Source organism: Agaribacter flavus (assembly GCF_042646125.1).
Classification (GTDB): Bacteria; Pseudomonadota; Gammaproteobacteria; order Enterobacterales; family Alteromonadaceae; genus Glaciecola; species Glaciecola flavus.
On sequence record NZ_JBHRSW010000016.1, the window covers coordinates 46267 to 55288 of the forward strand.

Consider the following 9022-nt stretch of genomic DNA (forward strand, 5'->3'; position numbering starts at 1 on the left):
TTTGGCCAGAGTTATTTCTATCGCAAATCAAAAGGGTGGTGTGGGTAAAACCACAACAGCTGTCAATGTTGCCGCATCGATGGCAGCAACAAAACGCAAAGTTTTATTGATTGATTTAGATCCCCAAGGCAATGCGACCATGGGTTCAGGCGTGGATAAATATGAAGCAGAAAACACTTGTTACGAACTGCTGATAGAAGAAAAACCGGCTGAAGACGTCATCGTTAAAAATACCAGTGGAAAATACGATCTTATTGCGGGAAATGCTGATGTGACAGCGGCTGAAATCAAACTTATGGAAGTCTTCGCCCGAGAGGTTCGTTTACGTAACGCATTGGATCAAATTAAAGACCAATATGATTACATTTTTATTGATTGTCCGCCTTCATTAAACCAGTTAACGGTAAACGCACTCGCTGCATCAGATTCAGTACTCGTGCCTATGCAATGTGAGTACTATGCGCTGGAAGGTTTAACGGCATTAATGGACACCATTCAAAAATTGGCTTCGGTGGTCAATCCCAATCTAAAAATAGAAGGGGTGCTCCGAACTATGTACGATCCGCGCAATCGTTTAGCGAATGACGTATCAGAACAGTTAAAACGCCATTTTGGCGACCAAGTATACAGAACGGTCATCCCCAGAAACGTCCGATTAGCCGAAGCACCAAGTTTTGGCGCACCTGCCATGTATTACGATAAATCTTCAACGGGTGCAAAAGCATACTTGGCACTGGCAGGTGAAATCATCCGTCGTCAGAAAAAGTCACAGGCAGTGGCGTAATGAATATAGCGTATCGAGGTAAAAATGGCGCCTAAATCTAAAGGGCTTGGACGCGGCTTGGATGCATTGCTTGCAACAAGTCAAAGTTATGCGGAAAAACAAACGTCAGAACAAGAAACCACGCCAAATGTAAGTGTGGAAAGTGAGTTACAGCAACTTCCCATTGAACATTTATCGCCAGGCAAATATCAACCTCGCAAAGATATGGCCACTGAGCCATTAGAAGAATTGGCTGCATCGATAAAGTCACAGGGTATCATTCAGCCCATTGTTGTTAGAACAGTCGGTGAACACGCCTATGAAATCATTGCAGGTGAACGTCGTTGGCGAGCTGCGCAAATAGCGAAATTGGATACTGTTCCTTGTTTGGTCAAATCCATACCGGACGATGCGGCTGTTGCTATGGCATTGATCGAAAATATTCAACGTGAAGATCTTAATGCAATGGAAGAGGCGCAAGCTCTCGACAGGCTTATGGTCGAATTCAAACTGACTCACCAACAAGTTGCAGAAGCAGTTGGAAAATCGCGCACAACTGTCACCAACATTCTTCGCTTAAACGGCTTACAAACACCAGTCAAAACCCTACTAGAGCATGGCGATATTGACATGGGGCATGCACGAGCGCTATTGGCTGTAGAAGGTAATTTACAAGAATCACTCGCTAAACAAGTTGCCGAGCAAGGCTTAACCGTTCGTGAAACAGAGAGCCTAATCAGAAAAATACAATCTGAAGATCTGGATAGTAAGCAAAGCCCCGCAAAACCAAGCAAGCAAATTGACCCCGACGTTAAACGCTTGATGAATAGTTTGAGTGATACCTTAGGCGCCCCCGTCAATATTTCGCACAATAGTAAAGGTAAAGGCAAATTAACTATAGCATTTAGTGATTTAGCACAATTAGAGGGTATTTTGGCTCATATTGATATTAAAGATGGGGCTTAGTCTTTGATATATCGAAAGAATAAATAGTTTTTTGTTCTGAGCGCACTTATTTGGGGATTTTATTCGATAAAACTGAATAATTACGACAATTTTTTCTGTGAATAGAATACTAAGAATAACATGATTTATTCCCCTTTATAGTTGAATTATTTTGCATTAGCAGTATACTTCGAGCGCTTTTAAATAAGGTGTTACGGGATAATGCAATCCGATTTGGCAGCCAATGGAAAAAACCTTGCTATAAAAGGTTTGGCTGTGCAGTTTGCCCTAGGTTTCACATTAATAATAATTTGTGCACTATTTTGGCCTGAACACGTATCATCAGTAGCACTAGGTGTAATCAGTTTTGTATTACCCCACAGTATTTTTGCCTATTGGATTTTCCGGTATGCAGGTGCGAGCAAAAATCAATTAGTTGTTCGCAGTCTGAGCCAAGGTATGAAAATTAAATTGGCGCTGACGAGTATAATTTTCACTGTTGCGTTCTCTACTTTTTCTGCGCACCCACTGTTTTTACTTGGTGCCTACGCAATGATTACATTGAGCCAATGGTTGGCTATGTTCTGGTTCAATCAACAATGAATTGACCAGCAAAAGATAAGATTTTTAAATTACACAATTTGGGTTAAAAAATGGCGTCTGAATATACCACTACTGAATATATCAAACACCACTTAACCAACGCTAGAATGTGTTATACCGATGAAGGCTTAGCTTTCAATAAAGCGTGCGACGATGCGGGCTTTTGGGTATGGCATGTTGACACACTAGGTTGGTCTATTGGTCTTGGTTTACTTTTCTTATTTATTTTCCGTAGCGTTGCAAAATCTGCTACCACTGGCGTACCCGGTAAACTGCAAGCTTTTGTAGAAATAGTTGTCGATTTTGTTGACAGTAATGTTAAAAGTACCTTCCATGGTAAAAGTGATTTAATTGCACCACTTTCTCTGACTATTTTCGTGTGGGTTTTATTGATGAACCTCATGGATTTGGTGCCGGTAGATGTGTTGCCAATGATTGCGGGTATGGTGGGTCAATACGGTTTCGGCATGGATCCACATGACGTTTACATGAAAGCTGTGCCTACAACAGACCTAAACTTAACGTTTGCATTGGCTTTAGGCGTGTTCATTTTAATTTTGTTTTATTCAATAAAGATGAAAGGCTTTGGCGGCTTCACCAAAGAACTCACGATGCAGCCGTTTAATCACCCTGCGTTCATTCCTGTGAACTTTATTCTGGAATCGGTCACTTTACTGGCAAGACCCTTGTCACTTGCACTGCGTTTGTTTGGTAATTTGTACGCGTCAGAGTTGATATTTATTCTAATCGCGACAATCGGCTTTGCGCAGTTGCCGCTTCACTTTATGTGGGCCGTTTTCCACATATTGGTATTACCCTTACAAGCTTTTGTATTCATGATGCTGACGATTGTTTATCTCAGCCTTGCATGCGAAAAGCACTAATTTATACACTTTTAATTTTAACTTAACTAAAAATCGGAGATTTACATGTTATATATCGCAGTTGCTATACTAATTGGTATGGGTGCTCTTGGTACTGCTATCGGGTTTGGTTTACTTGGTGGTAAATTCCTCGAGTCTGCAGCTCGCCAACCAGAACTTGCCCCTACGCTTCAAACGAAAATGTTTATCGTTGCAGGTCTTATCGATGCGATCGCTATGATCGGTGTTGGTATCGGCTTGTACATGTTGTTCGCGCTTTAATTGACAATAAACCTTACTTTTTGCGAACTATATTAAGGAGGAGCGGACGTGAGTATTAACGCCACTCTAATCGGTCAATTGATTGCTTTTGCTGTTTTCGTATATTTTTGTATGAAAATGGTATGGCCACCTCTGATGGCTGCAATCGAAGATCGTCAAAAAACGATAGCTGATGGTTTAGCAGCCGGTGAACGCGCTGAAAAGGATCTTGAACTTGCTCAAGCAAAAGCAACGGAGCAATTGAAAGATGCGAAAGCACAAGCCGCTGAAATTATCGAACAAGCGAAAAAGCGAGCGAATCAGTTAATAGATGAGGAAACTCAACGAGGGCATGCTGAGCGTGAAAAGATCATCGCGCAAGGTCACGCCGAAATTGAAGCCGAAAAAAATCGCGTCAAAGAAGAACTGCGTAAACAAGTGGCGTCGTTAGCCATTGTTGGTGCGCAACAAATTCTTCAGCGCGAAATTGATGCGCAAGCACAAAACGACATTGTTGAAAAACTTGTCGAAGAACTTTAAGGGAGAGGCGCCATGTCTGAATTGACAACTGTCGCTCGCCCCTACGCAAAAGCAGCTTTTGATTTTGCGGTAGAAAAGTCTGACGTTGAAAACTGGCAAAGCATGCTGGTTTTCGCTGGTGAAGTTGCTAAAAACGAAGCAATGAGTGATTTATTGGCTGGTTCTGTCGCTGCAAGTCGACTTGCAGAACTTTTCATTTCAGTTTGCGGAGAGCACCTAAATGAAAAGGGTCAAAACTTTATAAAAGTCTTGGCTGAGAATGAACGCCTAGCTGTGCTGCCTGCAATTGCAGATGGCTTTAATTTACTTAAAACTGAGTATGACAAAGTGCTTGATGTCGATGTGACATCTGCGAGTGAACTCAGCGCAGAGCAACAAACCAAAGTTAGTGCCGCATTGGAAAAACGATTTGCGCGCAAAATACAGCTTAATTGTAACGTGGATCCAAGCTTAGTGGCTGGCTTAATTATCAGAGCCGGCGACACAGTGATTGATGGTTCCGTAAATTCTAAATTGAACCGTCTGCAAGACGCGTTGCAAGCATAACGGGGATAAGAGCATGCAACTTAATTCCACTGAAATTGCTGAACTGATCAAAAAGAGAATTGAACAGTTTGATGTAAAAAGTGAAGCGAGAAACGAAGGAACTATCGTTGGTGTAACTGACGGTATTATTCGCATTCACGGCCTTGCTGATGTAATGCAAGGTGAGATGATTGAACTTCCTGGTGGTCGTTACGCCATCGCACTTAACTTAGAAAGAGACTCAGTTGGTGCGGTTGTAATGGGACCATATGCTGACCTTCAGGAAGGTGTAAAAGTAAATTCGACTGGCCGTATCTTAGAGGTGCCAGTTGGTCCGGCACTACTTGGTCGTGTAGTTAACACACTAGGTGAGCCTATTGATGGTAAAGGTGCGGTTGACGCTTCTGGCTTTGAGCCAGTAGAAAAAATTGCACCAGGCGTAATTGAACGTCAATCGGTAGACCAACCAGTTCAAACGGGATACAAGTCAGTTGACTCTATGATCCCAATCGGTCGTGGCCAGCGTGAGCTAGTTATCGGTGACCGTCAAACAGGTAAGACTGCTTTGGCAATCGATGCGATTATCAATCAGAAAAACACAGGCGTTAAATGTGTTTATGTCGCGATTGGTCAAAAAGCGTCTACGATTGCTAACGTTGTACGTAAGTTAGAAGAACACGGTGCAATGGGTCATACTATTATCGTTGCTGCTTCTGCTTCTGAATCTGCTGCTTTGCAATACTTAGCACCTTATTCAGGTTGTACTATGGGTGAATATTTCCGTGATCGCGGCGAAGATGCACTTATTGTTTACGATGATTTGTCTAAGCAAGCTGTTGCCTATCGTCAGGTTTCATTGTTGCTAAAACGTCCTCCTGGTCGTGAAGCTTATCCTGGTGACGTATTCTATCTACACTCACGCTTACTAGAGCGTGCTGCTCGTGTAAATGCCAATTATGTTGAAAAATACACGAATGGTGAAGTAAAAGGCAAAACAGGCTCGCTAACTGCCTTACCAATTATTGAAACACAAGCCGGTGACGTATCAGCATTCGTACCTACTAACGTTATTTCGATTACCGACGGTCAGATATTCCTAGAAACTGATTTGTTCAACGCAGGTATCCGTCCTGCTGTGAATGCAGGTATTTCGGTATCTCGTGTTGGTGGCGCAGCGCAGACAAAGATCGTCAAAAAGCTTGGTGGTGGTATTCGTCTGGCACTTGCCCAATATCGTGAACTTGCAGCCTTCTCACAATTTGCTTCTGACCTAGACGAAGCAACACGTGAACAGCTTGAACATGGTGAGCGTGTTACGGAGCTAATGAAGCAAAATCAATACGCGCCCCTTTCTGTCGCCGAAACTGCTGTCTCTCTATTTGCAGCAGAAAAAGGTTATTTGAAAGACGTAGAGTTAAACAAAGTTCTTGATTTTGAATCTGCCTTGCATTCATACATGAATAGTGAGTGTGCTGAGTTGATGAACACGATCAATGAAACAGGTAACTACAATGATGATATTGAAGGCCAATTGAAAGCTGCATTTGATTCGTTCAAAGCAACCCAAACTTGGTAATCAATCAGCCCTGTGACAGTTGTTTACAGGGCGCATTGTTGAGTAATCGGAGAAAGTGTCATGGCTAGCGGAAAAGAGATAAAAGGTAAGATTGGGAGTATTAAAAATACTCAAAAAATTACCAATGCAATGGAAATGGTTGCCGCTTCAAAAATGAAGCGAGCGCAAGAGCGTATGAGCTCTGGCCGTCCATATGCTGAAAGCATGCTAAAAGTGATTGGTCATATTGCTAACGGAAATCTTGAATTTCGTCATCCATACTTGGAAGATCGCGAAATCAAGAATGTTGGTTTTATTGTCGTTTCTACAGACCGTGGTTTGTGTGGTGGACTAAACACCAACGAGTTTAAAGCGGTAGCCGAAAAAGTACGTAGTTATAAAGAACAAGGTGTAGAAGTAAGCTTTGCTGCACTAGGTTCTAAAGCTGTTGGATTTTTTGGACGGTTTGGCGGCAAAGTACTTGCTGCTGAGTCAGGTCTAGGTGACAAACCAAGTGTTAGTGATGTGGTGGGTGTAGTAAAAGTAATGCTGCAAGCTTACGACAATGGCGAGTTAGATCGCATTTATTTGGTATACAACAAGTTTGTTAATACCATGTCGCAAGAACCACTAATCAGTCAACTATTGCCTTTGCCTAAATCAGAAGATGAAGGACTAAAGCATCGCTGGGATTACATTTATGAGCCTGATCCAAAAGAAATTTTGGAAAAGTTAATGGTCAGATACATCGAATCGCAAGTGTATCAAGGCGTAGTAGAAAATGCTGCTTCAGAACAAGCAGCGCGTATGGTCGCTATGAAAGCGGCAACGGATAACGCTGGTAATCTCATTGATGACTTGCAGTTAGTTTATAACAAAGCGCGACAAGCGGCGATTACACAAGAGATAAGTGAAATCGTTGGCGGTGCGGCTGCTGTTTAGGTAAAGAATTTAAAGTTTAAGAGGACAAATTATGAGTCAAGGTAAGGTCGTCCAAATCATTGGTGCCGTTGTGGATATCGAATATCCACAAGATCAGGTTCCACGTGTATACGATGCACTTAAAGTGACCGAAGGTGACTTAGCGGGCTTAACTTTGGAAGTACAACAACAGCTGGGTGGTGGTGTTGTGCGTTCAATTGCGCTAGGTACTACAGACGGTTTGCGCCGCGGCATAGCGGTAGATAACACAGGTGAAGCAATACAAGTTCCAGTAGGTAAAGCGACTTTGGGTCGTATAATGGATGTATTGGGGAATCCTATCGACGAAGCGGGTCCAATTGGTGAAGAAGAAAAAATGTCGATTCACCGTGCAGCACCAAGTTACGAAGATCAGTCAAATACGGTTGAGTTACTCGAGACGGGTATCAAAGTAATCGATTTGGTATGCCCCTTCGCTAAAGGTGGTAAAGTTGGTCTGTTTGGTGGTGCTGGTGTTGGTAAAACCGTAAACATGATGGAGCTTATCCGTAACATCGCTATCGAGCACAGTGGATATTCAGTATTCGCTGGTGTGGGTGAGCGTACACGGGAAGGTAATGATTTCTATCACGAAATGAATGAGTCAAACGTACTAGATAAAGTATCGCTAGTATACGGCCAGATGAACGAGCCACCAGGTAACCGTTTGCGTGTTGCCCTGACGGGTCTAACAATGGCCGAAAAATTCCGTGACGAAGGTCGTGATGTACTATTCTTTGTAGATAATATCTATCGTTATACGCTAGCAGGTACAGAAGTATCAGCGCTGCTAGGTCGTATGCCATCTGCGGTAGGCTACCAGCCTACACTAGCTGAGGAAATGGGTGTACTACAAGAGCGTATCGCATCAACTAAGACAGGTTCTATTACGTCGATTCAAGCGGTATATGTACCTGCTGATGACTTGACTGACCCTTCGCCTGCGACTACCTTCGCTCACTTAGATGCGACGGTTGTACTATCTCGTGATATTGCGTCACTTGGTATTTACCCGGCAGTTGACCCACTTGATTCAACGTCTCGTCAGCTTGATCCACTAGTCATCGGTCAAGACCACTATGATACTGCTCGTGGTGTTCAGTCTGTACTGCAACGTTACAAAGAGTTAAAAGATATCATTGCTATTTTGGGAATGGATGAGTTATCTGATGAAGACAAGCAGGTTGTGACTCGCGCGCGTAAGATACAACGTTTTCTATCTCAGCCTTTCTTCGTTGCTGAAGTCTTTACTGGCTCTCCAGGTAAATATGTATCGCTTAAAGATACAATTGCTGGCTTTAAAGGTATTCTCAACGGCGACTACGATGACTTGCCAGAACAAGCGTTCTATATGGTTGGATCGATAGAAGAAGCAATTGAAAAGGCTAAAAAGTAATCTAAGTATCAGATTGCAGGAGATTTAATATGGCAACGACCGTTCACTTGGATGTGGTAAGTGCAGAGGAGTCGATTTTTTCGGGCTCTGTACAAAGCATTCAAGTATCTGGTAGCGAAGGTGAGCTAGGGATCAATCCTGGTCATGCGCCTTTGTTGACAGGCATCAAACCTGGCATGCTAAGATTGGTTAGTGAGCATGGAGAAGAAGAATTTCTTTATGTTGCAGGCGGTACTATCGAAGTACAACCCAGCCAAATAACCGTATTAGCTGATACCGCATTACGTGCCGATGATATTGATGAATCTGCCGCGCTGGAAGCAAAAAAACATGCAGAAGAAAAAATAGCACAAGCAGATGGTGCTGATTTTGATTATGCCGAAGCTGCGATAGAGTTATCAGAGGCCATTGCACAATTAAGGTTAATACAAAAATTACGAAAGTAATCGCATATACCTAAGTATTGTATTAGTAAAAAGCCAGTGTCTTTACATTGGTTTTTTTTTGCCAAAAATTTGATGGCTTTCCGCATAAAAATAGTCAGAACTGTCATTCCGCACCCACTTTCAAGATTTCAAACTGATTGGATGTGATCTTGCTTTTTTTAAACT

The 9022-nt window shown here is 42.6% G+C and carries 11 protein-coding genes; all 11 read left to right on the forward strand.

Annotated features, from left to right (window positions below):
* Position 1: 1 nt before the first annotated feature.
* The gene (locus tag ACFOHL_RS10450) at positions 2–784 is read left to right on the forward strand and encodes a ParA family protein (protein ID WP_376920175.1); all 783 of its coding nucleotides are present in this window, start codon (positions 2–4) and stop codon (positions 782–784) included.
* A 24-nt stretch (positions 785–808) separates the two neighbouring features.
* Positions 809–1729: a ParB/RepB/Spo0J family partition protein gene (locus ACFOHL_RS10455; RefSeq protein WP_376920176.1), complete on the forward strand. Its 921-nt coding sequence runs from the start codon at positions 809–811 to the stop codon at positions 1727–1729.
* A gap of 201 nt (positions 1730–1930) precedes the next feature.
* Complete coding sequence (locus ACFOHL_RS10460) at positions 1931–2311, forward strand: ATP synthase subunit I (protein ID WP_376920177.1); 381 nt, start codon at positions 1931–1933, stop codon at positions 2309–2311.
* Between the two features lie 50 nt (positions 2312–2361).
* Positions 2362–3195 carry a F0F1 ATP synthase subunit A gene (atpB, locus tag ACFOHL_RS10465; protein WP_376920178.1) on the forward strand — a complete coding sequence of 278 codons (834 nt, stop codon included), beginning with the start codon at positions 2362–2364 and terminating at the stop codon, positions 3193–3195.
* A gap of 45 nt (positions 3196–3240) precedes the next feature.
* A complete protein-coding gene (atpE, locus tag ACFOHL_RS10470; protein WP_284217642.1) occupies positions 3241–3456 on the forward strand; it encodes a F0F1 ATP synthase subunit C in 216 nt (71 codons plus the stop codon).
* A gap of 48 nt (positions 3457–3504) precedes the next feature.
* Entirely contained in the window at positions 3505–3975 is a 471-nt protein-coding gene (gene atpF, locus ACFOHL_RS10475) for a F0F1 ATP synthase subunit B (RefSeq protein ID WP_376920179.1), read from the forward strand.
* 12 nt (positions 3976–3987) lie between these two features.
* A complete protein-coding gene (gene atpH / locus ACFOHL_RS10480) occupies positions 3988–4521 on the forward strand; it encodes a F0F1 ATP synthase subunit delta (RefSeq protein WP_376920180.1) in 534 nt (177 codons plus the stop codon).
* Between the two features lie 13 nt (positions 4522–4534).
* Positions 4535–6076, forward strand: coding sequence for a F0F1 ATP synthase subunit alpha (gene atpA, locus ACFOHL_RS10485; protein WP_376920181.1), 1542 nt, complete (start codon positions 4535–4537; stop codon positions 6074–6076).
* 60 nt (positions 6077–6136) lie between these two features.
* Positions 6137–6997 (forward strand): F0F1 ATP synthase subunit gamma, encoded by an 861-nt coding sequence (gene atpG, locus ACFOHL_RS10490; protein ID WP_376920182.1) that lies wholly within the window; start codon positions 6137–6139, stop codon positions 6995–6997.
* A 31-nt stretch (positions 6998–7028) separates the two neighbouring features.
* A complete protein-coding gene (gene atpD / locus ACFOHL_RS10495; RefSeq protein ID WP_376920183.1) occupies positions 7029–8411 on the forward strand; it encodes a F0F1 ATP synthase subunit beta in 1383 nt (460 codons plus the stop codon).
* Between the two features lie 29 nt (positions 8412–8440).
* Entirely contained in the window at positions 8441–8857 is a 417-nt protein-coding gene (locus ACFOHL_RS10500; RefSeq protein ID WP_376920184.1) for a F0F1 ATP synthase subunit epsilon, read from the forward strand.
* The last annotated feature ends 165 nt before the right edge of the window (positions 8858–9022 follow it).